The sequence below is a fragment of the Dethiosulfovibrio russensis genome, from assembly GCF_021568855.1.
GTDB lineage: Bacteria > Synergistota > Synergistia > Synergistales > Dethiosulfovibrionaceae > Dethiosulfovibrio > Dethiosulfovibrio russensis.
On sequence record NZ_JAKGUG010000005.1, the window covers coordinates 42,984 to 66,838 of the forward strand.

At 55.6% G+C, this 23,855-nt stretch carries 20 protein-coding genes; 13 read left to right on the plus strand and 7 right to left on the minus strand.

Going from position 1 to position 23,855, the window contains the following annotated elements; translation table 11 throughout:
- Nucleotides 1–16: 16 nt before the first annotated feature.
- From L2W48_RS06900 to L2W48_RS06930, 7 genes are all read left to right on the plus strand, one after another.
- A complete protein-coding gene (locus tag L2W48_RS06900) occupies nucleotides 17–709 on the plus strand; it encodes a GntR family transcriptional regulator (protein ID WP_236099462.1) in 693 nt (230 codons plus the stop codon).
- A gap of 42 nt (nucleotides 710–751) precedes the next feature.
- Nucleotides 752–1,672: an ABC transporter permease gene (locus tag L2W48_RS06905; RefSeq protein WP_236099461.1), complete on the plus strand. Its 921-nt coding sequence runs from the start codon at nucleotides 752–754 to the stop codon at nucleotides 1,670–1,672.
- A complete protein-coding gene (locus tag L2W48_RS06910; RefSeq protein ID WP_236099460.1) occupies nucleotides 1,665–2,534 on the plus strand; it encodes an ABC transporter permease in 870 nt (289 codons plus the stop codon). The genes L2W48_RS06905 and L2W48_RS06910 overlap by 8 nt, the downstream gene beginning before the upstream one ends.
- 2 nt (nucleotides 2,535–2,536) lie before the next feature.
- Nucleotides 2,537–3,508 (plus strand): ABC transporter ATP-binding protein, encoded by a 972-nt coding sequence (locus L2W48_RS06915; protein ID WP_407928678.1) that lies wholly within the window; start codon nucleotides 2,537–2,539, stop codon nucleotides 3,506–3,508.
- Nucleotides 3,495–4,460 carry an ABC transporter ATP-binding protein gene (locus L2W48_RS06920; protein WP_236099458.1) on the plus strand — a complete coding sequence of 322 codons (966 nt, stop codon included), beginning with the start codon at nucleotides 3,495–3,497 and terminating at the stop codon, nucleotides 4,458–4,460. The genes L2W48_RS06915 and L2W48_RS06920 overlap by 14 nt, the downstream gene beginning before the upstream one ends.
- Nucleotides 4,461–4,513: 53 nt before the next feature.
- Entirely contained in the window at nucleotides 4,514–6,097 is a 1,584-nt protein-coding gene (locus tag L2W48_RS06925; RefSeq protein ID WP_236099457.1) for a glutathione ABC transporter substrate-binding protein, read from the plus strand.
- A gap of 63 nt (nucleotides 6,098–6,160) precedes the next feature.
- Nucleotides 6,161–7,945, plus strand: coding sequence for a C69 family dipeptidase (locus L2W48_RS06930; RefSeq protein WP_236099456.1), 1,785 nt, complete (start codon nucleotides 6,161–6,163; stop codon nucleotides 7,943–7,945).
- 35 nt (nucleotides 7,946–7,980) lie between these two features.
- Here the strand turns inward: L2W48_RS06930 and grdA are convergent, their stop codons facing one another.
- The 4 genes from grdA to xth form a co-directional block, all read right to left on the minus strand.
- The gene (gene grdA, locus L2W48_RS06935; RefSeq protein ID WP_236099455.1) at nucleotides 7,981–8,457 is read right to left on the minus strand and encodes a glycine/sarcosine/betaine reductase complex selenoprotein A; all 477 of its coding nucleotides are present in this window, start codon (nucleotides 8,455–8,457) and stop codon (nucleotides 7,981–7,983) included.
- A gap of 79 nt (nucleotides 8,458–8,536) precedes the next feature.
- Entirely contained in the window at nucleotides 8,537–10,051 is a 1,515-nt protein-coding gene (locus L2W48_RS06940; RefSeq protein ID WP_236099454.1) for a YbaK/EbsC family protein, read from the minus strand.
- Nucleotides 10,045–11,100, minus strand: a complete 1,056-nt coding sequence (locus tag L2W48_RS06945; protein WP_236099453.1) for a DmpA family aminopeptidase — start codon at nucleotides 11,098–11,100, stop codon at nucleotides 10,045–10,047. The genes L2W48_RS06940 and L2W48_RS06945 overlap by 7 nt, the downstream gene beginning before the upstream one ends.
- Nucleotides 11,101–11,112: 12 nt before the next feature.
- On the minus strand, nucleotides 11,113–11,892 hold the full coding sequence (xth, locus tag L2W48_RS06950) for an exodeoxyribonuclease III (RefSeq protein WP_236099452.1): 780 nt from the start codon (nucleotides 11,890–11,892) through the stop codon (nucleotides 11,113–11,115).
- Nucleotides 11,893–11,965: 73 nt separating this feature from the next.
- Between xth and L2W48_RS06955 the strand changes: the two genes are divergently transcribed.
- Entirely contained in the window at nucleotides 11,966–12,970 is a 1,005-nt protein-coding gene (locus L2W48_RS06955; protein WP_236099451.1) for a potassium channel family protein, read from the plus strand.
- On the opposite strand, the gene L2W48_RS06960 is transcribed toward L2W48_RS06955, so the two are convergent.
- Nucleotides 12,967–13,950 (minus strand): 2-hydroxyacid dehydrogenase, encoded by a 984-nt coding sequence (locus tag L2W48_RS06960; protein ID WP_236099450.1) that lies wholly within the window; start codon nucleotides 13,948–13,950, stop codon nucleotides 12,967–12,969. The two genes, L2W48_RS06955 and L2W48_RS06960, sit on opposite strands and share 4 nt — an antisense overlap.
- A 196-nt stretch (nucleotides 13,951–14,146) precedes the next feature.
- Between L2W48_RS06960 and L2W48_RS06965 the strand changes: the two genes are divergently transcribed.
- Both L2W48_RS06965 and L2W48_RS06970 read left to right on the plus strand, forming a co-directional pair.
- Nucleotides 14,147–14,764, plus strand: coding sequence for a hypothetical protein (locus L2W48_RS06965; protein WP_236099449.1), 618 nt, complete (start codon nucleotides 14,147–14,149; stop codon nucleotides 14,762–14,764).
- A 59-nt stretch (nucleotides 14,765–14,823) separates the two neighbouring features.
- Nucleotides 14,824–15,282, plus strand: a complete 459-nt coding sequence (locus tag L2W48_RS06970; RefSeq protein ID WP_236099448.1) for a ferritin-like domain-containing protein — start codon at nucleotides 14,824–14,826, stop codon at nucleotides 15,280–15,282.
- A gap of 79 nt (nucleotides 15,283–15,361) precedes the next feature.
- Here the strand turns inward: L2W48_RS06970 and L2W48_RS06975 are convergent, their stop codons facing one another.
- Nucleotides 15,362–16,828, minus strand: coding sequence for an AMP-binding protein (locus L2W48_RS06975; protein WP_236099447.1), 1,467 nt, complete (start codon nucleotides 16,826–16,828; stop codon nucleotides 15,362–15,364).
- Between the two features lie 168 nt (nucleotides 16,829–16,996).
- On the opposite strand from L2W48_RS06975, the gene L2W48_RS06980 reads away from it, so the two are divergent.
- Entirely contained in the window at nucleotides 16,997–18,166 is a 1,170-nt protein-coding gene (locus L2W48_RS06980; protein ID WP_236099446.1) for a M20 family metallopeptidase, read from the plus strand.
- Between the two features lie 44 nt (nucleotides 18,167–18,210).
- On the plus strand, nucleotides 18,211–20,532 hold the full coding sequence (locus L2W48_RS06985; protein ID WP_236114870.1) for a diguanylate cyclase: 2,322 nt from the start codon (nucleotides 18,211–18,213) through the stop codon (nucleotides 20,530–20,532).
- Between the two features lie 47 nt (nucleotides 20,533–20,579).
- Here the strand turns inward: L2W48_RS06985 and L2W48_RS06990 are convergent, their stop codons facing one another.
- A complete protein-coding gene (locus tag L2W48_RS06990; protein ID WP_236099444.1) occupies nucleotides 20,580–22,526 on the minus strand; it encodes a transglycosylase SLT domain-containing protein in 1,947 nt (648 codons plus the stop codon).
- A gap of 104 nt (nucleotides 22,527–22,630) precedes the next feature.
- Between L2W48_RS06990 and L2W48_RS06995 the strand changes: the two genes are divergently transcribed.
- Nucleotides 22,631–23,845, plus strand: coding sequence for an HD domain-containing protein (locus tag L2W48_RS06995; RefSeq protein WP_236099443.1), 1,215 nt, complete (start codon nucleotides 22,631–22,633; stop codon nucleotides 23,843–23,845).
- The last annotated feature ends 10 nt before the right edge of the window (nucleotides 23,846–23,855 follow it).

Here is a 23,855-nt window from a genome sequence, read left to right on the forward strand (position 1 = left end):
GAAAGGGAGGCTAGCCATGGAGATACTGGCCGATGAACAGGCTTTCAGGACGATTATCGGTTTGATAGTGGAACACAGGCTTTCTCCGGGAGAGAGACTGTACGAGCCGGAACTAGTCGAGATGCTGGGGATGAGCAGAACTCCCATAAGACAGGCTCTCGGCAGACTGATGACCGAGGGCATCCTGGAAAAGATCCCGGGGCAGAAAGGATACAGAATTCCCGCCTTGACCAAGGAGGACCTGCTTCAGGTTTTCGTGGCCCGATCCACCCTGGAGAGCAGAGCGGCGGAGCTGGCGGCAGAACTGGCGACGGAGGAGGACATAGAGACTCTTTTAGAGCTCAACCACAGGGAATCGGATTTCGTAGAGCTCTACGGGAACCAGAGGAAGGGATTTTTCGCCGAGCTCAACGAGGATTTTCACACCAGAATAGTGAGGCTCAGCGGAAATCTCTATTTTCAACGTCATTTCAGCCAACTCTACCATCGGTCTTCCCTTTACACCTTCTACTTCTCGCCCTACTACATACTGGATGTAAACGCTCCGGAGTATGTAGCCCGCAGAAAGGACGGAAGGTATAAAAGCTCGATGGAACATAAGCTGATAGTCAGGGCTCTGAGCGAGAGAGACGGGTTGATGGCTCGAAAACACATGGAGGAACACATACTGAACACGGTGAAACACAGGCTCAGCCTTGGGATGCTGTAGAGAAAGCGACGACCGAGATCAATTCGAAGAGGAGGAAGGATTTTGGGTAGATTCATAGTTAGGAGGCTGATGCTGGCGATTCCGGTATTGATAGGGGTCTCTATAATAGCCTTCTTGATTCTTCATCTATCCCCGGGAGACCCGGCGGAGCTCCTGGCCGGAGACGAGGCGACCCAGGCGGATATCCAGCTGATCAGGGAGGAGTTCGGACTCGACAAACCCCTGACGACCCAGTACTTCCGCTTTATCCGAGGGGTCTTCACAGGAGAGCTGATCTCCATGAAATACGAGATCCCGGTGATGGAGATAGTCGGCAAGAGGCTCAAAAACACGCTGATCCTATCCTCCGCCGCCATAGTCATCTCCGTCGTGATAGGGATAATGGCCGGGATCCTCTCGGCGGTGCATCGGTACTCGTGGATAGACTACCTGTCGACCTTCATAGCCCTTCTCGGTGTATCCATGCCGGTCTTCTGGTGGGGGCTTCTGATGATCCTCCTGTTCTCCGTGACCCTGATGTGGCTTCCATCGGGAGGAATGGGGGGCATAAGACATCTGATAATGCCGGCCATTGCCTTGGGAACGGCGTCAACCGGGATCATAGCCAGGATGACCCGCTCCAGCATGCTGGACGTACTCCAGCAGGACTATATCACGACCGCTGTCGCCAAAGGACTGAGGCAGAAACTGGTCATATACCGTCACGCTCTGAGAAACGCCCTCATTCCGACGGTGACGGTAATAGGCCTCCAGTTCGGATATATGCTGGCGGGAGCTGTTCTGACCGAGTCGGTCTTCTCCTGGCCGGGAATAGGGAGGCTGCTGGTCGACTCCATAATGGGAAGGGACTATCCGGTCGTCCAGACGGCCCTGCTGGTAATAGCCCTAATATTCGTACTGGCAAACCTTGTGGTAGATGTCCTGTACGCGCTTTTAGATCCGAGGATCAGATACAATGACTGACGTTAAAAAAACGGCGAAAAACAGATCGCACCTGAGCATAATATGGCGCAGACTCAGCCGCAGCAAAACCGCCGTGCTGGGACTGTTCATAGTGACCCTTTACGTCCTCATAGCCCTGGTGGGACCCCATATGGCTCCATACGATCCCCTGGCCCAGAACCTCAGCGACGCATTTCTGGCACCGTCGGGAGATCATCTGATGGGCTGCGACGAGTTCGGACGAGATATATTCAGCAGGATAATCCACGGAGCTAGGATCTCGCTGATAATTCAGTTCAACTCGGTGGTAATAGCGTTAGTAATAGGCATAGCCCTCGGAGCAATCGGAGGTTATTTCGGCGGGCTGATCGACGAGATAATAATGAGACTGATGGATATAATGCTGGCTTTTCCCGGCATGCTCCTGGCCCTGGCCATAGTGGCCATGCTGGGCCCCAACCTGACTAATCTCATAGTCGCCATAGGGATATACTCGGTGCCCCAGTTCGCCAGGGTAACCAGGGGAGCGGTGATATCGGTGAAGAAAAACGACTACGTCACGGCGGCCCAGGCCATAGGAGAATCGAACCGATCGGTGATAATGAGATACGTGCTGCCAAACGCCCTCTCCCCCATCATAGTCCAGACCACCCTGAGGATGGCAACGGTGCTCCTCACCGCGGCGGGACTGGGTTTCCTCGGACTGGGAGTGCAGCCCCCCACCCCGGAATGGGGAACCATGCTCAGCGGAGCCAGGATGTACCTTCGAACCGCCCCCTTCGTGGCGTTCTTTCCCGGCCTGGCAATAATGATAGTTGTCCTGGGATTCAACTTTTTCGGAGACGGGCTTCAGGACGCCTTGAACCCCAGACTTAAGGAGTGACCGTGGTGGCTGAGAAGATATTGGAGGTCAAGGACCTCTCTACGTGGTTCTATACGGAGGAAGGGATCGTGAAAGCCCTGGAGAAGGTGAGCTTCTCCATAGGCCAGGGAGAGATCCTGGGCATAGTGGGAGAGACCGGATGCGGCAAATCCGTCACCTCCCGTTCCATAATGGGCCTGATTCCCCAGCCTCCGGGAAAGATAGTGGAAGGGCAAGTCCTGTTTCAGGGCAGGGATCTGCTTACCCTGCCGGACGACGAGATGCGCTCCGTCAGGGGCTGCGATATGGCGATGATATTCCAGGATCCCATGAGCAGTCTGAATCCGGTGCTGAAGGTCGGATTCCAGGTCGAGGAGGCAATAAAGGCCCACGGTTCGGTCTCCGACACGGAGGCAAGATCCAGGGCCCTCGAGATGTTCCGTAAGGTCAACATACCGGACCCGGAGAAGTCGCTGGGAAGATATCCCCATCAGTTCTCCGGAGGGATGAAACAGAGGGTGATGATAGCCATGGCCCTCTGCTGCAACCCCAAGTTATTGATCGCCGACGAGCCTACGACCGCCCTGGACGTATCGATACAGGCCCAGATACTGTCGCTCATCAAGGCTCTTCAAAGGGACTTCGGAAGCTCGATAATGCTGATATCCCACGACCTGGGAGTCATCGCCACCATGGCGCAGAAGGTAGCGGTCATGTACGCCGGCAGCATCATAGAGTACGGAACGGTTAACGACATATTCGACTCGCCTCTCCATCCCTACACTAAGGGACTCATAGGGGCGATCCCGAGGCTGGACAGGGATCAGGAGCGACTGGACGTCATAAAGGGATCCCTGCCGAATCTAATACATCTGCCGGAGGGATGCAAGTTCCGAGAACGCTGTCCCATGGCGGAGCCGATCTGCGCCACGGCCCGTCCTCCCAGAATTACCGACGACAAAGGACACGAGGTGGCCTGCTATGCCTATCGTTGAGGTTTCCAACCTGAAGAAGCACTTCCCCATCGACAAAGGGATCGTTTTCCCCAAGGTCGTCGGCCACGTAAAGGCCGTCGACGGAGTCTCTTTCTCCATTCCGGAGGGAGAGACCCTAGGGCTGGTAGGAGAATCGGGGAGCGGGAAGTCCACGGCGGGGAACATGATCCTACGGCTGCTCTCCCCCACGTCGGGAGACGTCCTCTACAGGGGGAGATCGGTGCTCGAGATGGACGAGGCCGAGCTTCACCGGTTCAGATCGAAGGCCCAGATGGTGTTCCAGAACCCCTTCGCCTCGCTCAATCCCAGAATGATAGTCAGGGACATAGTGGGGCGGGTGCTGAAGGTCCACGGGGTAAGGGACGAAAACGACATATCCGACAGGGTGCTAAAAATCCTCCTCGAAGTGGGACTCAAGGAAGAACATATGACCCGCTATCCACACGAGTTTTCCGGAGGACAGAGACAGAGAATCGCTGTGGCCAGAGCTCTCATATCCGACCCGGACTTCATAGTCCTGGACGAGCCCACTTCGGCCTTGGACGTATCGGTTCAGGCCCAGATCCTGAACCTTTTCAAGGATCTTCAGAGCGAGAGAGGACTGACGTATCTGTTCATATCGCACGACCTCAGCGTCATAAGACACATAAGCCACAGAGTGGCGGTACTTTATCTGGGAAAGATGATGGAATACGCTTCGAAAAGGGATCTGTTCTCCTCGCCTCTCCACCCCTATACCAGAGCTCTCCTGGAGAGCATTCCTAAACCCTACGTCACGGGAGAGGACATAGAGGACAAGGTCATAAAGGGAGACATACCCAGTCCCATAGACCCCCCGGCGGGGTGCCGATTCCACACCAGGTGCCCCGAGGCCTGCGAAAGATGCAGAGACGAGGAACCGGCTTGGAGGGAGGTGAGAGAGGGACACTTCGTGGCGTGCCACCGCGTCTGACAGGCCGGGGAACCGGCATAACGAACCTAAAGGACAAAAGGAGGTTTAAAAGAATGTTGCGAATCGGAAGAAAAGGACTGTTGCTCGCCCTCTTAACGGCCCTGGCGGCCACAAGCTTTACCGCGGCCGCCTTCGGAGGCGGCAAGGAACTTGTGATAGCAAAGAGCAGAGAGGCCCTCGCCCTGGATCCCCAGGACATAAGCGACACTCCCTCGGAGGAGATAAACCACGCCATATACGAGGGGCTGGTTACCTTTGACGAAAAGCTTAACGTAGTGCCTATGCTGGCGAAGGAGTGGAGCCACTCGGAGGACGGCCTGGAGTGGACCTTCAAGCTTAAAGAAGGAATCGCGTTCCACAGCGGCACCCCCTTCGACGCCGAGGCGGTAAAGGTCAACTTCGACCGGATACTGAACGGCAAATACAAGAGGACCTCCCTTTACGCCCCTGTCATAAAGGAGATCTCCGTGGTGGACGACCATACGGTCAAGTTCACATTGAAGGAGTCCTTCGGCCCGTTTCTGAACGTGCTGGCCCATACCGCCGGTCTGATCCTGGACCCCAGCTACGTCCAGGATCCGAAGAAAAACGAGTCGATCAAACACAGGCCCTCCGGAACCGGCCCGTTCATGCTGGACGAGTGGGAACAGGGAGACTATATCGCCCTCAAGGCCAATAAAAAATACTGGCAGGGAAAACCCAAGATCGACCGCCTCGTGTTCCGCACCGTCCCGGAGGACAGCGCCAGGGCGATGATGATAGAGACCGGAGAGGTCGACATAGCCGAGCAGATCCCTCCCACCGACGTGGAGAGGCTTCTCAAGAACAAGAAGGTAGACATGAAGGTCCTGCCCTCCATAGTCGTTCAGTTCGTGGGGGTCAACTGCCAGAACGAAGTACTGAAGGACCCGGCGGTCCGCAGGGCACTGGCCTACTCCATAGACCGTCAGGCCATCTGCGACAAGATCCTCATGGGCTACGCCGAGCCGGTCAACTCCATGGTCGCCCCTCTGGTGAACGGCTACAGCGAGGTCTCCGGCTTCACCTATGACCCCGAGAAGGCCAAGGCGACCCTGGAGGAAGCAGGATGGGCCGACTCCGACGGAGACGGGATTAGAAATAAAGACGGCAAGAAACTCACCGTGGAATTCTGGACTCACGGAAGGGATACCCTGTCACTGAAGGTTCCCCAGGCTGTTCAGTCCTTCGCCTCGGCCGTCGGTTTCGACTGTAAGATGAAGGTCATGGACTGGGGCGCATTTCTGGCCGCGACGAGAAAACCCGTAGAGGAGAGCACATCTCAGCTCATGTGGCTGGGCTGGAGCCCGTCCACGGGAGACGCCGACTGGGTATACCGTCCTCTCGTCCACTCGGACTACTGGCAGCCCAAGGGCCCCAACCGGCCGTTCTACAGCAACGAGATCGTAGACGAGAACATAATGGTCGGCTTCCACAGCGTAGATCAAGACGAACGTAGAGAGGCATACAGAAAGGCCCAGGAAATACTCAACCAGGAGCTTCCCTGGATTCCTCTCTACACCAGAAAGACCCTCCACGCCTTCAGCAAAAAGCTGGAGAAAGTGGAATATCTTCCTCTGGACTTCGTTGTCATATCTCACGAAACCGACAAAAAATAGCGTTTAAGACAGGCCTCCTCTAATCGGAGGAGGCCTTTTTTCGACCTCTGGGAGGGGACGAACTTGATCTCTTTCGGCATAGCTCTTTTATTCATCGCAGCTTCGCTGTTTCTTATACCTACAAAAGCCCGAGGCTGTACCTGCATAGTGGTGGGTAAAAATGCATCCGCCACAGGCAGGGTATTAGTGGGACACAACGAGGACGACCCGGGAAGATGCGTTATGGCCCACCACCTGGTACCTCCGGTCGAAAGGCCCGAGAGAACCGCAACTTCCTTCGAACCCTGTTCCGCCTCGATAGACCGCTCCGGAAGATCTCTGGGATACATATGGTCTCAGGCCCGTTCGGTGCCGGCCCTGTCCGGGGCGGACTGTTTCCTGAACGAGAAAGGGGTCTTCGTCGCGAGCGACAGCTGCCGGCATTCCAGACAGGATAACGAACCGGACCTGTCAGACGGAGGCCTGGTATACGGACTCAGAATATCCATAGCTGAAAGGGCCCGATCGGCCCGTGATGGAGTCAAAATAGCGGCGGATCTTATCGAACGATACGGATACGACAATACCGGCAGATGCTACATAATAGCCGACGCCGAGGAAGCCTGGCTTCTACAGGTTATAAAGGGAAAACACTACTGCGCCAAGAGAGTGGACGACGACGAGGTAGCCTTCATACCGAACCACTACACCATAAGACATGTCGTCCCGGGAGAGGAAGGGGTTTTTCTGTCCCGAGGGTTTATCGAAATGGGCGAAAAAAAGGGATGGCTGACGGGAAAAGACGACTGTTTCGACTTCGCCAGGACGGTACAGGACCGCAGCAGTGTAAACCTTCGAGGGAACCTGTACAGACACAGACACGCCTTGTCTCGGATAACCGGAATGGACTGGAGCGAAGAGGGAGACCTTCCCTTCTCGGTCGAACCGAGGCGTCCCATGGACATCAAGGATGTCATAGGGGTCCTCAGGGACCACTACGAGGGAAGCTCCGACGACGTCAGAGGAAAATGGGACAGCTCGCCCCACTACACAGAGATCCGCCGGATATGCACCGGCACCACATTAGGAGCCCTAGTGGTCCGGTTCAGAGACCGCCCGGAGCTCAACACACTCTGGACCTCCAGCGGAAGACCTTGCACGTCTCCATTCGTTCCCTGGTACGGAGGGGTTCTAGGCATGCCCCAGGAATTTCTGGTCGAGGATCACGAGAGCTCTCTGAAGAGACACTTTAACTTCACCCCGAAGGACATGGCCTACGATCCTTCCATTCCTTGGTGGGAGATACAGCAATTTCAGTCGCTCCTGGACGGCCAGTTCGATGACAACTTCGAGACGGTGAAAAGTCACGTCGAAGAGGTGGAGAAAAACTGGATCGACGAGGACGACGTAATAGCGGAAAAGGCCCGATCCCTCATGGACAAGGACAGGGAAGAGGCATTGCTGATACTGACCGGGGAGACCGCGAAAAAGGCGAGACAGTCGATGGACGTGGTCCGCTATATGGCAGGCAGACTCCCCAGAACGGAGATATCGACCGACTCGAAAAGGATCACCTACAAATCGAGAGAAGAGGAGATAACCCTTTACATCAAGAGCGACGCCCAACCCGTCGAGGATAGACTCATTTTCGGCCAGGGAATGCAATCCCCCGAAAGCTGGGCTACGGCTATAAGAGGTTCCCTCAGAAGGAGGGACTCGGACTGGGAGGTCTCCTTTAGGGTAAGGGAGCTAACGGAAAAATGCATCCCCTGTCACAGCGACTTCTGGCTCTACGGACTGGACGACTCGGGCAGCCCCATCGTGGGGAACGTAGTCATAGACGTGGTCGAGAAAAAAAGCAGCCTGTAATAAAAAAGGATCGCCTTGAAGGCGATCCTTTTTTATTACAAGCTGAACTTAGAGAACTGATCTCTCATGCCCTTTACGGCTTCAGCCAAAGCCTCGGGCTCGAGAACCATTTCCATCATGCTGATCTGGTTCTCCCATTCCTCCGGATCCGCCTCATCGCGGATATCCTGCTCGAAAATGTCGTAGACGGCTAGTCCTAACTGGACGCCGGCGAGTGGTCCTGCGTAGGTGGGGTCTCCGTTACACACGGTCTCGGCGTAAATCTCTGCGCCTTCCGCGTCGGAGGAACCCAGTACAACCACGATATCCTCGGGGTTGTACTTCTCAGCAGCGTCTTTGACGCGCTGCTGGTTCTGCAGGTCCATCGCTCCAGCCGCCGTTCAGACGAAGCACTCGGTGACGGAGAAGATCACCTCGGCTCCACTGTTCTTGAAACACGCCTCCATGGCAGGTGCGGGAACACCGTCACGCTCGCCGAGGAGGATAAGTTTCTTTCCGGCCAATTTGCCCATGCTTTTCACCTCCCTCTTCTTGATGACGGCTCTCGACAAAGGGGCGACACGAGCCCTTATGCCACCGTCTAAGGCCACATTATAACCGAAAAGGTCCTTTTTTGTATCCCCCTATTACGTTTTTCTGAGGCCGTTTTTTAAGTATTTCCTCTATGGCACCGTCTTCGTCCTTGCTCTCCGTTTCACCGTCGGGACGACGAAGCTCCACACGCTCATTCACGACAAAGATATCCCACGGGAAAGGGAAGGCCCCCTTCGGGTTTTTTCCACATTCATCATCGAGAAGAACGGATAGCCCCTCCGATTCGAGCTTCATTCCAATCGACACAGCCCGAGCCTCGTTCTCCTCTCCTTCGAAGCGAATCGAGACCTCCGCAGGCGAGACAACACCGGGCAAGGAAGTAAGATCGAACATGGCCCCCTCCAAAGAGGTCATATGGACTCTAACGGTCCAGCAGAACGGCCGGGCCTTCTTCCTCTCCTCGTCCACGTAGGTAAGGGAAGGTTCCGAATCGGCGAGCTCGTTCCAAAGCTCCAAAGTCGCCAAAGGGGTTACCGATGCCTCGAAAAGAGGGGCACCACAGAGAGGACACATATCCCCGGGCTCCATCGCAGCAATGTCCGCCACGGGAGCAGAGAAATCCCTACCCCACCTGGCGCCGGTGAGATGGTAATCCCTCTCGTTGGCCCCCACGACCGCCCAGGAGATTCCCTCCACCGATCTGTCCGCAAACAGGACGATCCCCTCGGGGAGCCCGATGGGACCTAGGTATCCGGCCAGGTTTCCAAGGAGATACCGAAGCTCGTCGTCCGACGACGGGTGCAGATCCGCACCGGCAGCGGCGGACAGCTTGTCCAGAGAGACCGACCTGTCCCCCCTTATCAGGGCGATTACGCCCTTGCCGTCCCGATCGGAGAAACACATGGTCTTGACGGTCTTCTCCGGCGACAGGGACAGAAAATCGCATAGAGAATCTATGGTGCCGACCCCTGGGGTATGGATCCTGGCGAGCTCGGCCTCATCTTCGACGGGAGCCCCTCCGAACTCCATAGGGGAGGAGGCAACCCCTCTCCAGCCGCAGGAACATCCCAGTCCATCAAGCAGGGAGAGATCGCCTTTCTCACCGTCATGGACCAGACGACACCTCGTTCCCTGACGGACGGTCTCGTCCCATCGTCTGACGGCAAGCCCGACCTCGGCCAGGGCGATTCCCAGGGCCCTGAAGACGGAGATAGCCATGGAGGCTCCCTCTTCTTCGTCGAGACAGTAACCCTGTAGCTCCAGATCGTCTTCCCGTCTCTGGAGGAACAGCGCCGGCAGCTGGATCGATCTCTTTATGTGACGCACCGCTATAGCTAAAGCACCTTCCGGTACTGGACAATGGACCCTCTGAGGGTACCAGGGGGCGAGGGCCTCTACGAGATAGTCCTCAAGCCGTCTGTCCATATCCTCTCCCATAGGAAGCCTCATCACCGCGTGGGCGTTGGGGTTCCACATGGCGAATCCGGCCTTGACCATGGCTATTACGCCTCCGTCTTTAAGCTTGGACGGGGTCTTTCCTCTAGGCGCCAACAGTTCGCTGGATTTCAACAACGATCATACCTCCCGATTATATGTTCTTCGAACTCGGCCAGGCTTCTCCTCTTTCTGCCTTCCCGTCCCTCAACCGGGGAAGAGAGGAGCATGGAGTCGATCACCGCTTCCTCCGTAGCCTCCACGACGGCCCGGAAGAAGCGGTTCGCCAAATTATCGCTGACAGGAGAGATCTCGACTGGTTTCACCCCTTCGTGGGGTATCCTGTAGGCCGTAGAAAAGGCTAACGCGATCTCTCCGCTCCCGTTTCCTATGTAGGCTCCGGTCCTGACTATGCCCACCGACGTCCTCTTGCAGAGTCGCTTCAGCTGTCTGGATGTCATGGGAGCATCGGTGGCGACGACCGCTATTATCGATCCCTGCTCCTTCAGTCTCTCAGGAGGAGCCTCCCTAAAAATGGCCTTCCCCACCTTGACCCCGTCGATCGACAGGTCTCTCATCTCACCGAAATTCGAGAGCACCAGCACTCCCACGGTGTAACGAGCCCCGTCCAGTTCTACCAGACGGGAGGAGCTCCCTATGCCTCCCTTGAGCTGATAGCAGGACATGCCCTTCCCCGCTCCGACGTCTCCCATGGAGAAATCCGGCGAGGCGGATCTAACGGCCTCTCCTACATGTCGGGGCTTAACGTTAAGCCCTCTTATATCGTTCAGAAAACCGTCGTTGCACTCGCACACCACCGAATTTACCGTTCCTGTGGTGTCTCCGATTCCCCCATCCAGGGCCAACATCTCGTCGACCAACCCTCTGACGCAGTCTCCCACCGAAAGGGTGTTGGTCAGCACGATCGGGGTCTCCAGGGTTCCCAGCTCCTCTATCTGGACGAGTCCCACCGACTTTCCGAACCCGTTTATGACGTGACAACCGGCGGGAAACTTGTGTCTGAAAGTATTTCCCGGTCCCGGTATGATCGCCGTCACCCCGGTCTTTACCGGTCCGTCGTCCAAGGTGACGTGCCCCACCGATACTCCCTGGACGTCGCCGATGGAGTTTTTAGCACCGGTCGGCATAAAACCGATCTCTATTCCCATCTCCCTGGCTCTGACCATATCGACATCCACCTAAAGGTCGAAAGAGGCCAATACGGGCGTGTGATCCGAAGGCTTTTCCCAACCTCGAGGATCCCGATATATCCAGCTGTCCGACGACAACTTGGCCAGATCGGGAGAAGCCAGGATATGATCTATCCTCCAACCGATGTTTCTGTCCAGGGCGTTCTTGACCCGATAGTCCCAGAAGGAAAACTCACCTTCCTCCGGCCGATGGGACCGGAAAACGTCCACCAGCCCCTGACAGACGGTCCCGAAGAGATCCCTGATATCCCTGTGAAAGCACACGTGTTTCGCCTTGTTCTTAGGGTTGGCGACATCCTTTTCCTCCGGAGCTACGTTCATATCCCCCACCCACAGGACCCTCTTACCATCGGAGATACGGTCGGATATCGTCGTTTGTGTCCTTCTCAAAAACTCCTGTTTCACCATATAATCGTCGTGATCGATGGATTTTCCCTGAGGAACGTAGGTGTTCATAACCCAGATATCGCCGAAGCGAACCGACAGAGCTCTGGTGTCGAATACAGGTTCCTTTCCGTCGTCGAAGCCGTAGACTATTTCGTCCGGCTCCTCCAGAGAGGCTATCGCCACGCCGTTGTAGCTTTTTTGGCCTCTGAAGGCCACAAAGTACCCCATGTCCACGAAGGCCTGGAGAGGGAAATCCTCGTCCCTCGCCTTGGTCTCCTGAAGACACAGGACGTCCACTTTGCTATTATTGAGCCATCTCTCCAAAACGGGAAGTCGGCTTCTTACCGAGTTGACGTTGAAGGTCGCTATGGTCCAGGACACTGAGATCCCCGCCTTTCTAGTCGATTTAGCCTACATTCTACATCAATCGGAGAGACGAAGAGGAGGTCGGTACATGAAGATACAGAGACAGAGTCGATACCTCCTGGGCTGGATATCGGGGGTAACCCTGACGGGGATACTGGGCATGAGGTTTTTTCTGGACTTGTCGTGGGTGGACTCGATCTTCTACACCGCCACCACCGTCTCCACCGTGGGATACGGAGCTCCTCCGGGAGTGGACGACTCGGACAAGCTCTTTCTCGCCATTCTCATCGCCGCCAGCCTGGGAACGGTGGGATACGCCATAGGCATAGTCAGCCAGAATTTCTTTACCATGCACATAAGGGCCTCCCTGGGGAAGGGACACGACAGGAGGATAAAAAGAATGGATAACCACTGGATAATATGCGGATTGGGAAGATACGGTCGACAGGTGGCGGCGATGCTGCGACACGAGGGGGTTCCCTTCTCCGTAATAGAGAGCAAGGAGGAAGTGGTAGTGGAGGCCAGGGATCAGGGGTATCTCATGGTACAGGGCGACGCCAGCGAGGAGGACGCACTTCTCAACGCCGGGGTCGAGAGAGCCAAGGGACTTATCGTCACCCTCGACAGCGACGCTCAGACGGTGTACGTCGCACTGACCGCCAGGGCCCTCAACAGGGATATCCACATAGTGGCCCGAGCCAGCGACACGAAATCCGTATCGGTTCTGACCAAGGCAGGGGTCAACAGGGTGGTCAACCCGGTGATAGCGGGATCGGCGTCTCTGGTCCGAGCCTCGCTTAAACCCTCGGTAGCGGATCTTCTGGACCTGGTGGTCATGTCGAGAAAGCTGGACCTCGACTTCTCCACCGTGACGGTGGAAAAAGGGTCCTCCCTGGCGGGGAAGACCCTTATGGAACTGGACTTCAGAAACACATACGACGTCACGGTACTGGCCATACTAGGCGCCGACGACGCCCCGGTGTACAACCCAACGGGAGGGCAGACCATAAAGGGCGGCGACAGAATAATGGTCTTCGGAGAAAGACACCGCATAGCATCTCTAAGGGAAGCCCTCGGGAAACTGGCTACTTAACGGAGATACTCGTCCTTTCGAACCAGTCCGGAAGGACCGTTTCCGTCCAGGATCCTGAGGCAATTCTCAAGAGCTATCTCCAGGGCCTCGCCGGGGGCCGTCTCGGTCTGGTTCGAGTTATGAGACGAGCCCACAAGATTCGGCAACTCCATCAGCGGTTCATCGGTCGAGAAGACCCCTCCGTCTCTGGGCTCGTTCCACCAGACGTCCAAAGCGGCGAAAAAGTCGGGGCTGCTCTTCAATCTGCGGTAGAGAGCTCCTTCATCTACTATGGCGGCCCTGGCTATGTTTACCAGGATGGCGTCGTCCTTCATGGAAGTCAGGATATCGTCGTCGAAAAGACCCTCGGTCTCCTTGGTCAGAGGAAGCGCCAGGACCACCAGATCGGCCTGACCGAGAGCTTCCTCGAGCTCCGACATGGTCCAGCCCCGACTGAGAAGGGAGTCCTCCGGCCTACGCCTTCCCAGACCTTGAACCTCCATTCCGAACCGAGACAATACAGACGCGGTCTCCCTGCCGATTCCCCCGTAGCCCACTATCAGAGCGACCTTGTCCTTCAGGGTTTTCAGTCCGTATCCCATAAAACCGAAAGTCCCATCCGACAGGTCCCGGGTCTGCTGGACCAGCCTCCTGGAACAGCACAGAGCCATAGCAAGGACGTGCTCCGCTATGGGAGGAGCCCAACCGCCCACGTTGGCGTAGAGATCGGTATCGTCGCCCAGACGATCCATCGGAACCTGGTCCACCCCGGCCGAAACCGTCTGGACCGCAGGAACATTTCTCAGAGCCGCCCATTCCCCATCTGTCAACTCCTTTGAACTGAGAAACTGACAGAGAAGAAGATCGCATTTTTCAAGCTCTCCAGGCCTGTCTTCCTCGGCGAGGTCCTTCACCCAAACGACCTCTATGCCCTTAAGTATCCTCTCCACCTTCTCCGATACCCCGTCGGGTCCGAAGGTTATCCCTATCCTGCCGGACATAAAAACCCTCCTTTTATTCTCGATAATGCCCACCGGGGGCATATCTGCAAACTACAAAGTCATTTTACTATCGCAAACCGCGATTGACAAAGGTCAAAAAAGGTCACTCCCTAAAAACACCATGATGAAATGAACAGGTGCCTTTTCAGATCCACGATCGGATGTAAAATAACAGAAAAAACAAGGTGGTGTCCCTATGAGATACGAAGATACCCCTCCTGCCGTGAGGGTCAGAAAAAAGGAAAGCTCCTGTTCCGCCAAGGAACCACCTCGCCTCGACTCTTCTCTTATATCCCAGATGTCCACCGCCACCATCGCGGCAGTCAGGTCTGCCCTCCGAGGGCTCACCGATGGGGATGGAGCCGCCCTGGCACAGGCCGCCAGAAACGGCCACATAGTAGAGGAACTGTTCATGCAGGAGAACGACCTCTCCCAGATGGAATCGCCGGAGAGGGATCTCCTTGACCTGGCGAAAAGGCTCAGCGACGTAGCGTCTCTAGCGGTAGAGGCAAGCAGAGAGGACGACGTCATGAAATCCGTGATGGACGAACTTCCCCTCTATATCGAGACCATACTGGACGATCTAGCACCGTCGCCGGCAAGATGCTATCTGCCATCCTCCGGCGTCAGAGCCTCCAGAAAAAGGCTTTCGTGCATAAAGGAGGAGTTGGTGAACTCCATGGCCAGGACCTCCGATCCAAAGACGATAAGATCGGGGATCTCCATATTCAAGCTGATAGAGCATCTGGAAGAGGCCATGCCTTTGGCTATAAAGGTCGGATCCGCCTTGTCCAAAGCGAGGAAAAGGATATAATGTGAATATACGGTTCTTTCAAAAAAGTCCATCGACTGAGGAGAGGGGAGGATTTTTTCATGAAAATGAAAGAAGCACTGGAACTGGCAATCCATGCGGAGATAGAGGCCGGAGAGTTCTACAGGGCCTGGGCGGAGAACACCGACAAGGATTTCCTTAAAAAAGAGCTCGACGACCTGGCGATATGGGAAGGAGAACACGAGGAGGGACTCAAGAAGCTGTATCTACAGGAATTCGGTGTAGCCTTCGAGAGAGATCCGTCCATCGTGGTGGAACCGGAGCTGAAGGTCCAGACGAAGGACTTCGGCGACGTCACCAGCCTTCTCAGGATAGCCTCCGCCGCCTATTTATCCGAGATGCGAGCAGCCGAGCTATACGAAAGGATGGCGGAGGGCTCTACCGGAGAGGCCAAGGACATCTTCATTAAGCTCAAGAAGATGGAGGAAGGCCACATGGACCTAGCCAAGAAAAGGTACATGAGCATAAGGGAAGACGTCGTGGGCTTCAAGGCCTTCTGATCCTGCCCTAACTGCGAATATCGAGAAAAGGCGCCGAGGACAGGGAGAAATCCCCATGACCTCGGCGCCTTTAGAAAGATCAGAGATCTCTGAGCTTTCTCCTGAGAACCTTTCCCGACGGAGACATGGGAAGACCCTCAACGAAATCCACCTTCCTGGGGATCTTGTAATGGGCGAGCTTGCCTTTGCAATAGGATATGAGCTCTCTGGCCGATACGGATCGGCCCTCCTCCAGAACGACGAAGGCCCTTCCTATCTCGCCCTGAACCGGATGGCCCATGGCGACCACAGCCACCTGAGCAACCGCCGGATGACGACTTATGACCCTTTCCACCTCCTGGGGGTACACGTTGAACCCTCCCACGATTATTATGTCGGTAGCCCTGTCCAGAACCGTGATATATCCATCCCCGTCGAACCTCACGATATCCCCGGTGTTGTACCATCCGTCGGCCATCCGTTCCGCCGTGATCTCCGGAGCCTTGTAGTAACCGTCGAACACCGACGGACCCTTGACCCAGAGGATGCCGTCCTCTCCGGGACCCAACGTCTTGCCGAACTCGTCCCGGACCTCCCAGCTATAACCGGGGATAACAGGACCGATGGTCCCCAACTTTCTGGAATCGTAGCTCGGGTTGACCGCCACTACAGGTGAACACTCGGTAGTTCCATACCCCTCGAGAAGAGGCACCCCTAAATACTCCTTCGACGCCGAGTCCAGCTCGAGATTAAGACGATCTCCTCCGGTAACGACCATACGGACCGATTCGGGACGTGGAGCTCCGTGAACTATGGCCCTCTTGAGGAAGTCCACCATGGCGGGGACGAGAAGGAGAACGGTGGCCTCACCCTCCTTTATGGCCTCCAATGTCCCTCCGGGGGGCATGAAAAGAGGGACGACTACCTGCATCGCACCGTGGACCAGCCCCATGAGCCCTCCCAGGGTAAGTCCGAAAGAGTGAAAGTTGGGAAGGGCCCAAAGGATCCGGTCCTCCTGGGCCAGCTTGAGCACGGACCAACAGACGTCCACGTTGTCCAATAGGTTACTGTGGGACAGGGGAACTGCCTTGGGCAGCCCGGTGGTCCCGGAGGTAGCGAAGATAACCGCCATATCCCCACCGGTTCTCTCCGTGTCGGTTTTTCCAGAAAGGAAGGATATCGGACCATCCAACGGCATCCTTGATACAGTGTATCCCTCCACGGAATTCTCCGTCTTGTCGTCGCCTTCTCCGCACACGACGGTAAAAGGATCCACCAGATCCAAAGTAGGCAGCAATACGTCCGACCCGGCGCGATAGTTGAGAGGTACGACGGTTCCCTTAAGTCGCCAAACCGCAAGAGCCAGGGCCAAAAAGGCGGGACAGTTGGGGACCAACGTCACCAGACGATGGCCTTCGCCGAATCCGGCCTCCCTCAAAAGAACTTCGTCCCTGTCCGCCATAGAGGATAGATCCGACCTGCTCAGCCAATCGCCAGCCCACCAAAGGACATCGGCATCTCCGTCCTCTGCTAGAACGGATGAAATCCTCTCTTCCAATCTTTCCACTTTAACTCCTCCCCCGGGTTCCCCCAATACGGTAAAATACATATAGAGAAACATTGTAATATCTAAATCCTTTCCTGTCCAAAGGGTTGCATAGAAAAGCACGTACCTAAGCCCCATCCAGTGGTATCATTGGGTCATTCCACCAAGAGGATACGGAGGGAAAACCCTATGAAAAACCTATACGAAGAACTTACGTCGGAATTGGACCACGTCATATCCGAAAACGCCGTCGATGCGGCCGCTCTAAGCGACGATCTGGCCGACAATCCCGAGCTGGGAGGACAGGAATTCCGCTCTAGCGAAAAGATGTCCGATTTCCTGCAAGAAGCGGGGCTTCAGGTGGAGAGACCCTTTATGGACATTCCCACAGCCTACAGAGCTACGGCAGGAAAGGGAGGACCGGTGGTCGCCCTTCTGGCTGAATACGACGCTCTGCCTGGGCTCGGTCACGCCTGCGGCCACTGTCTCAGCGGAGCCATGAGCCTTCTGGCTGGAGCGGCTCTGGCCAAGATAGCCAAAAAGGTCGAGGCCACCCTATGGGTAGTGGGAACTCCCTCGGAGGAAACCGACGGGGCCAAGGTCACCATGTCGGAGGTGGGAATATTCGACGAGGTCGCCCTGGCAACGATGATCCACGCCGACTCGGATAGATCCCACGTAGGCTACAGAAGCCTGGCCATGGACGCCCTAGAGTTTCGTTTCACCGGAAAGGCCGCCCACGCCGCCGGGGCTCCCTGGGAGGGCAGAAACGCCCTTAACGGGGTACAGCTCTTCTTCCATGCGGTGGACATGTTGAGACAGCACGTAAAACCGGAGGTCAGAATGCACGGAATAATCTCCTCGGGAGGAGAGGCCCCCAACATAGTGCCCCAAGAGGGAGCGGCGAAATTCTACTTCCGATCGCCCACCAGATCCTATCTGAACGAGATAACGGAAAAGATCTGCGACTGCGCAAGAGGCTCAGCTATGGCGACCGGAACCGAGGTATCATGGTCAAACGTCGAATTCAGCTTCGACGAGATGATCCCGAACGAGCCAGCGGAGAGAATGATGGAAGGGGTGTTTGACGAGCTGGGGGTTCCCTACGATCCGCCCCATGGAGCCCAAGGCTCCAGCGACGTGGGAAACGTTTCCCACCGATGTCCGGCCCTTCAACCTCAGCTCTCCATAATGGACGTATACGCCGCCCACCATACGGAGGAGTTCGAAAGGGCAGTCAAGACCGACAGAGCTCATAGTGCCATGGAGACAGGCGCCAGGATACTGACCAGGGCGGCGCTTAAGACCTGGCTGAACCGTGATCTCAGGGAAAAGATGAGATCGGCCATATCCGGATAGAGGTGGTCCGCTCCTATCCGCGATGAACCGGGAGGTGATGCAGCTTGAACAGGGAAGGACGAGACAAAGACAGTTTCTTCACCCTTACCCGCGACGACATAAAAGAGGAGACTCTCCCGGATCTGAAGAAAAACACCCTTCAGATCTTCCTGAGCATGCTGGTTTTCGTCACCTTCATATCGACCCAGATCTGGATGGACCGAAGGGCTATAGGGAGACACGAATCGACCTTCAACATACAGCAAAGTCGCCAGATAATGGTAGGAAGGGAGGCCATGGAGGACAGGCTAAGGTCCCTCATAAGCAGGCTGTCGAGCCTCACCAATACATCTCTCCCTCAGGCCATAAAGATGGACGCCACGGACTTTATCAAGGAGAGACTCTCCCTGATGGTCCATGCCAACGAAGACGTTGCGGCGGTCCTGTTGAAGCTGAAGGACGGCACAGGATGGGAATACTCCTACAACCGCCTTATCTCCCCCGGCCCGGCTGCCCTCAGAAAGGCCAGAGAGGCCATGGCACTGGGGATGGACGACCGCTCCAGAAAAGCCTCCCCCATAAGGGTGGATACCGTGGACATAGTGGATAGACACCCGATAATGGTGATTACCTTCGATATATTCTCAGGCCATGGAGAACCTCAAGGACATATGGTCGTAGCCCTTGACCTGCTGCCGGCCATAGATCGCTACGTAGTGCCCCTTCGAGGAGGGGCTCACGGATGGGCATACCTCGTCGACGAAGGAGGCAAGATCCTTTACCACCAGTTTCCGTCTCTGATCGGATCTTCGGCATCATCCTTTCTGACAGGAGACGGAGAAGCCATCGATACCATGATGAGGCACCCCAGCGGAGAGGGCTCCCTTTACGAAAACTACGGCTCGGGGCAGGACAGAAAGCTGGTGGCCTGGGATACTCTCAGGATATTGAATCGCAAGCTGTTACTGGTTCTGTCTACTCCTGAAGAGGACGTAGACGCCATAGTGCAGGAGGACAGGACACTGCGTTTTCTCCTGGGGCTCATGCTCCTCAGCTCTCTGTCTCTTTCGTTTCTTTGGGTAGCCGACAGAAGACACCGGGCTAAGCTAAGGGAAAGCGAGGCAAGATACCAGACCATAATCGACGATCAGTTCGAGCTGGTTAGCCGTTTCGACACGGACGGAAGGTTCTCCTTCGTCAACGACGCCTATTGCGGCTTTTTCGGATTTAAGAGAGAGGACGTACTGGGCAAACCTCTGGGATCGGTCAGGGACTCGAGATACGCCCGTATCTCTATGGAGTTGTTCAAGTCCATATCCACAGAGAACCCGTTCAACTTCAACGAGGAGAGAATATCCATGCCGGATGGTTCGACGAGATATTTAAGCTGGTCGAACCGAGGGATCTTCGACGAAAAGGGGAAACTCGTCGAGATACAGGGCGTCGCCCGAGATATCACCGACAGAAAAGAGGTCGAGTTGGCCCTCCAGGAGGAGACGTTACAGCTGGAAAACCTACACAGTATAGTGCAAAAGCTGACCTCCGCCGGAAGCAAGTCGGAATTGATACGTTCTCTTATAGAATCCCTGACCGAGGAAATGGACTACCGAAGCGCCTTCGTGTCTCTGAGATCCGGAGACGACGAAGGATCGGAACTGTTCAGCAGCGGCGACAGAAAAAGACCTCACGTTAAGACCGAGGACCAGGCTGTGACCACTGAGCACCCCCTCGTCCTCCAGCGGGAAGATCGACTCACACAACTGTCCGTCCCTGTGACCTTCAAGGGAAGAAAACTCGGCGTGCTTTCGGTCCTGTCGGTGGTAGAGCCTAAAGAAAGAGAGATCAAGAAGATCTCCATACTGTCGGACCATCTGGCGGGACTGCTCGTCCTGCTGGAGGTGATGGACAAGAGGACCAGAGAGGCACTGATAGACCCTCTGACCGATATATGGAATAGAAGGTACATACTCAAACACCTGGAGAGCGAGAACAACCGGATAAAACGCTACGGAGAGAAGGCCAGCCTGGCAATAATAGACCTGGGAGAGTTCAAGCTGGTGAACGATCTTTACGGCCATGAGGCCGGAGATGAGACCCTGAAGAAAATCGCTTCCGTCCTGAAGGAAAGCATAAGGATCTGCGACATGGTGGCCCGATACGGAGGGGACGAGTTCCTTGTGTACCTGCCGAACACGTCTCCCAAACAAGCGGAGGTAGTGCTATCCAGGGCCAGTCAGATGGTGGCGATACGTGACTTTCCCCATCCGGTAGCTCTCGATTACGGTATAGCGGGGTTCCCCGACGACGGAGAGACCATCGAGGAGATCATAAAGGTGGCGGACGACAGGATGTATGCCGCCAAGGCCAGGAGAAAACAAAAGATATAGACGATAAAAGCGCTCGCCCCTTAGAGGCGAGCGCTTTTTCGTACGTCTTACTTATCGATTTTTCCATAGAGCTGCCGGTAAACGAATAGGTTTCCCATGACCTTCTTCACGTATCCTCTGGTCTCGGTGAAGGGTATCTCCTCCATCCACAGGTCCAGGGATCTGTCTCCGAAAGACTTGTTCCATTTGTTGACGTTGCCGCTACCGGCGTTATAGGCCGCCAGCGACCACTCCAACCTTCTGTAGGAACGGAGCAACCTGGAGATATGGGCGGTACCGAGGGTTACGTTATCCCTCACCGAGAACAGATCGTATGTTCCCATCTTGAGGGTATCCGCCTCCCACTTAGCAGTACGGGGCATCAGCTGCATAAGCCCGGAAGCCCCTACCCAGCTCACCGCAGAGGGGTTGAAAGCGCTCTCCTGCTTCATTATGGACCATATCATGGCGGGTTCCACCTGAAAACGGTTCGCCATCTCCTCCACGACATCCCTGTAGGGCCTGGGATATAGGAATTTCGCCAGATCCCTGTAAACCCCGTCGGGCCCTACTGCATAGGACGCCAGCGAACGGGCGGCCCGAAAGGCCTCGTCCTCGTTGCCCATCCACGCCGCCAACCAGGCTCCGTTATACCTCTTCTGAGGATCTGAGCTACCGGAAAGACGCATCTTAGCGTGAATGACGAACCCCCAACGCTCCAGCTCGGACTTCTCCCTCTTTAACTTTCCCGCTCCCGGAACCATCGATACGGGGTCGCCGGGAAAGGCGAGATAGGAATATATCGACAACGGATAGTTTTCCGAGAGTGCCTTGAATGACTTAACCGCTTCGTCCGGACGATTCAGCCTCTCCAGACATCTGCCCTTCCAGTAAAGGTGCTCCGCCGGGGCCATTCCCTTGGAGCTCGACGCCTTCTCGAAAAAGGAGAGAGCCCCTTCGTAGTCCCCTTTGTCCCAACGAACCCAGGCCCTGTCCCACAGGATCGAGCTTGCCTCGGAGGATCGGGGGTAAAGCTTCAGGATCCTGTCCTCCTCGTCAGTCTTAGCCTCTCCGGAGAGGATCCCGGCGTAGGAGCTCTCCGCAGACAGAGCCCTGTCTCCGGAGAGCTCTCTGGAGGCCCTGAAGAGGATCTTCTCCGCCTCCTCCATATGTCCTCTTTTGGCTATAAGGGCGATCCTCCTGCTGCCCCGAACAACGTAATCGCTGTCATCCATGAAGATCAACCTGGACAACAGAGGAAGGGCCTCTCCATAACGCTTCAGCCGATAGAGGGCCATGGACCTATAGTAGAGGGCGCTCTGTGAGAAGGAACCGCTCAGGGGGACCTGAGCCAGATATTTCACCGCCTTGTCGTGATCCTCACGAAGATAGGCGGCGTATCCCAGACGGTAAGACTTTTCCCGGGACGGAGGCGCCTTCTCGAAAAGCTTCAAGGCCCTGGAGTTGAGGGGCCTTATCCTGAGAGCCGCCGAGGCGTCCGAGAGAGAGGGATCGGGAAAATCCATCAGATCGTCCAGGGTCTTGGCCTTCAATGTAGAGTCGTCCGTGGCCGAGAGCATCCTTCGCATCCATTTACGTCTTTCCTCCTCGTTGCCGGTGAGCCTCGACAGGGCATAGCAGACGTAGTAGGTCAAATCCTCGGGCGGCGAGGACAGATAGAGGTCCAATGCCTCTCCGTAGGCGGCCTTCGGATCGCCGATCCTCTCCAGGGCCAACACCCTCAGCATCGACGCGTAGGGTCTGATCTCCTCAGGGTAACGGTCTCCCACCTCATCCATCAAAGCAAGCGAATCTTCCCAACGGCCCTTCGTCCAGAGACCGTTGGCCAACATAGACATCTCCCTGGGAGACAGGTCCTCCGACGTCACGGAGGCCAACTCGTCCCATCGACGTTCCCAGAAAAGTCGTTCGACCTCCGAGGAGAACGACGGCGAGACCTCAAGCGAAAGCGACATAGCTAGACACAAAACCATGGAAAACATAAATTTTTTCATGTAAAAACAGGCCTCCTTCCGATCATATAACAGCATAACATGGCATACCTCACCTTCAAAGGGCTATAATCTCTACTGTAGAATCGAGAAAAAGGAGGTTTACCATGATAACCCGTTCCCTTATAGAGCTGATATTCTCAGCGGCCAGTATAGAGAGGTGGAACGACCATCCCAGACCGGTTCAGTTTACCGAGATGGCTAAACAGGCCCATAAGTTCGTCATAGCCTACGTCATAGGCCGCTACGAAGAGGACAGAGGCGCGGAGGTCGACTGGAACGCGATCATAGAGGGAGGAGTGTTCGAATACCTTCACAGGGTCGTGGTCACAGACATAAAACCTCCGGTCTTCCATCGATTGATGGCGAACGAGCCCCAGAGAAAAGACCTCAATCGATGGGTCATGGACAGGCTTTATCCGCTTCTGTCACCTCTTCCGGGCGGAGTCGCAGACAGGTGTCGGACCTATTTCGACGAGGACGACCACAGAGTAGAGAAAAGATATCTCCAGGCCGCCCACTATCTGGCTACGAAATGGGAGTTCGAGTTCATATACGGCTGGAGCCGTCCCATATTTCACATCGAAAGGACCAAAGAGGAGATCGAAAGACAGGTAAAAGAACATATGGACATAGAGGGGGTCAGGCAGCTTATAATGAGCGATAGTCTCCCGGAGAGCGACAGGGGGTTGGCCGGATTCATCTCCCTGGTCGGCCAGCTCAGGTTCCAGAAAAGATGGGCTCAGACTCCAAGGATCCCTCAGACCTCGGTGTTAGGGCACCTTCTGTTCGTAGCCGTCCTGTCATGGCTGGTCGTGCTGGAGACGGGGGGATGTTTCAGAAGAAGATACAACGCCTTCTACGGAGGGCTATTCCACGATCTTCCCGAGATCCTGACCAGGGACATAATATCCCCGGTAAAGCGATCCGTGGAGGGGCTGGACCAGCTGATAAAGGAGCTTGAGATGGAGGCCATAGCCACCGACGTGCTCCCTCTACTTCCCGAATCGTGGCATCCCGAGATGCTGACCTTCGTGAAGGACGAATTCGAGAACCGTATATGGCCGAAAGGGCAGACGGCCCCGACGATATTGGACCGAGACATAGGGGAGGATCAGGACAGAGACGAGCTGAACCCCATAGACGGCAGGATAATCGAATCCTGCGACAAGCTGGCGGCCTTCATAGAGGCGTCCGAATCCGTAAGGCTAGGCATAAAATCCAACGAACTTTTCGAGGGCAAGAGAAGCATATATATGCGATACGCCCATAAATGCGTCAACGGCTACCCGGTAGGGGTACTGTTCGATTACTTCCGATAGAAAAAGAAGG

What these genes read in the sequence shown, in the direction of transcription:
- L2W48_RS06980 (WP_236099446.1), top strand. Translation starts at nt 16,997, where the DNA reads ATGAAAAACCTATACGAAGAACTTACGTCGGAATTGGACCACGTCATA.
- L2W48_RS06960 (WP_236099450.1), bottom strand. Translation starts at nt 13,950, where the DNA reads ATGTCCGGCAGGATAGGGATAACCTTCGGACCCGACGGGGTATCGGAG.
- L2W48_RS06990 (WP_236099444.1), bottom strand. Translation starts at nt 22,526, where the DNA reads ATGAAAAAATTTATGTTTTCCATGGTTTTGTGTCTAGCTATGTCGCTT.
- L2W48_RS06945 (WP_236099453.1), bottom strand. Translation starts at nt 11,100, where the DNA reads ATGGTCAGAGCCAGGGAGATGGGAATAGAGATCGGTTTTATGCCGACC.
- L2W48_RS06920 (WP_236099458.1), top strand. Translation starts at nt 3,495, where the DNA reads ATGCCTATCGTTGAGGTTTCCAACCTGAAGAAGCACTTCCCCATCGAC.
- L2W48_RS06925 (WP_236099457.1), top strand. Translation starts at nt 4,514, where the DNA reads ATGTTGCGAATCGGAAGAAAAGGACTGTTGCTCGCCCTCTTAACGGCC.
- L2W48_RS06955 (WP_236099451.1), top strand. Translation starts at nt 11,966, where the DNA reads ATGAAGATACAGAGACAGAGTCGATACCTCCTGGGCTGGATATCGGGG.
- L2W48_RS06910 (WP_236099460.1), top strand. Translation starts at nt 1,665, where the DNA reads ATGACTGACGTTAAAAAAACGGCGAAAAACAGATCGCACCTGAGCATA.
- L2W48_RS06995 (WP_236099443.1), top strand. Translation starts at nt 22,631, where the DNA reads ATGATAACCCGTTCCCTTATAGAGCTGATATTCTCAGCGGCCAGTATA.
- L2W48_RS06965 (WP_236099449.1), top strand. Translation starts at nt 14,147, where the DNA reads ATGAGATACGAAGATACCCCTCCTGCCGTGAGGGTCAGAAAAAAGGAA.
- L2W48_RS06970 (WP_236099448.1), top strand. Translation starts at nt 14,824, where the DNA reads ATGAAAATGAAAGAAGCACTGGAACTGGCAATCCATGCGGAGATAGAG.
- L2W48_RS06900 (WP_236099462.1), top strand. Translation starts at nt 17, where the DNA reads ATGGAGATACTGGCCGATGAACAGGCTTTCAGGACGATTATCGGTTTG.